A 1,249-nucleotide genomic window follows, 5' to 3' on the forward strand; every position below is an offset into this window, starting at 1 on the left:
CGGCCCCCGCGCGCACGCCCGGCCGGCTGCCCCACGACCTCGTCCCCGGCACGCCGGACCTCTCCTCCTTCCCCCGCGCCGCCTGGCTCCGGGCCACCCGCCGCGCGCTCGCCGCCGCCCCCAACGACGCCTTCGGCTACGGCGATCCGCGCGGCCGGGCGGAACTGCGCGAGGCCCTGGCCGACTACCTCGCGCGGGTCCGGGGCGTGCGCACCGACCCCGAACACGTCGTCGTCTGCGCCGGGTTCGCCGACGGCCTGCGCCGTCTCACCGACGTCCTGCGCACCCGGGGCGCCGGCACCCTGGCCGTCGAGTCCTACGGCCTGGACGCCCACTGGAACCTCGTCGAGCGCACGGGACTGCGCACCGTGCCGCTGCCCTTCGACGAGCAGGGTTCCCTCATCGCCCCGGGCGACGCGGGCGCGGTGCTCCTCACGCCGTCCCACCAGTTCCCGCTCGGCGGTGCCCTGCCGCCCGGCCGCCGGGCCGAGCTGATCGACTGGGCCCGGCGGACCGGCGGGCTGGTCCTGGAGGACGACTACGACGGCGAGTTCCGCTACGACCGGCAGCCCGTCGGCGCGCTCCAGGACCTCGATCCCGGCCACGTCGTGTACCTCGGCACGGCCAGCAAGTCGCTGGCGCCCGGACTGCGGCTGGCCTGGATGGTCCTGCCGCCCTCCCTGCTGCCGGACGTCACCGCCCACGGCGACAGCCCGGCGGTCGGCGTGGTCGAGCAGCTGGCGCTCGCCGAGTTCCTCACCTCCGGCGCCTACGACCGCCACGTCCGCGCGGCCCGCCTGCGCTACCGCCGCCGCCGCGACGCCCTGGTCGAGGCGCTGGCCACCCGGGCCCCCGACGTCCGGGTCACCGGCATCGCGGCGGGGCTGCATGCCGTCCTCAGGCTTCCGCCCGGCACCGAGCAGCCGGTGGTCCGGGCCGCGACATGGCAGGGCCTCCGGGTGCTCGGCCTCGGGCGCTTCCGCCATCCCGACGCCACCGACACCCCGGTGGACGGCCTCGTCGTCGGCTACGGCACCCCGCCCGACCACGCCTGGGCGGGCACGCTGGAGGCACTGTGCAAGGCACTTCCCTGATGCGGGGGGGGGGAGGGGGAGGGGGGAAGTTGAGGGCCGGCCTGGTGCCCGTCAGACGCGGGCCCGGAGCGCCCCCCGGTCCCGAAGCCCCGGCCGGTGTGACCGACGTGGCCGGCCCGTGAACGGTCCGGTCCGTCCCCGGTCCGGTCCGTCCC

Annotated in this window: 1 protein-coding gene; it reads left to right on the forward strand. The window is 77.7% G+C overall.

Translation table 11 applies throughout. From position 1 onward, the window contains the following. Positions 1 to 1,094, forward strand: a 1,094-nt coding sequence (locus G3I53_RS04185; RefSeq protein WP_164438027.1) for a PLP-dependent aminotransferase family protein, incomplete at its 5' end; no start/stop codon positions are given. Positions 1,095 to 1,249 lie beyond the last annotated feature (155 nt).

Origin of the sequence: Streptomyces sp. SID14436 (genome assembly GCF_010548465.1) — a bacterium.
Classification (GTDB): domain Bacteria; phylum Actinomycetota; class Actinomycetes; order Streptomycetales; family Streptomycetaceae; genus Streptomyces.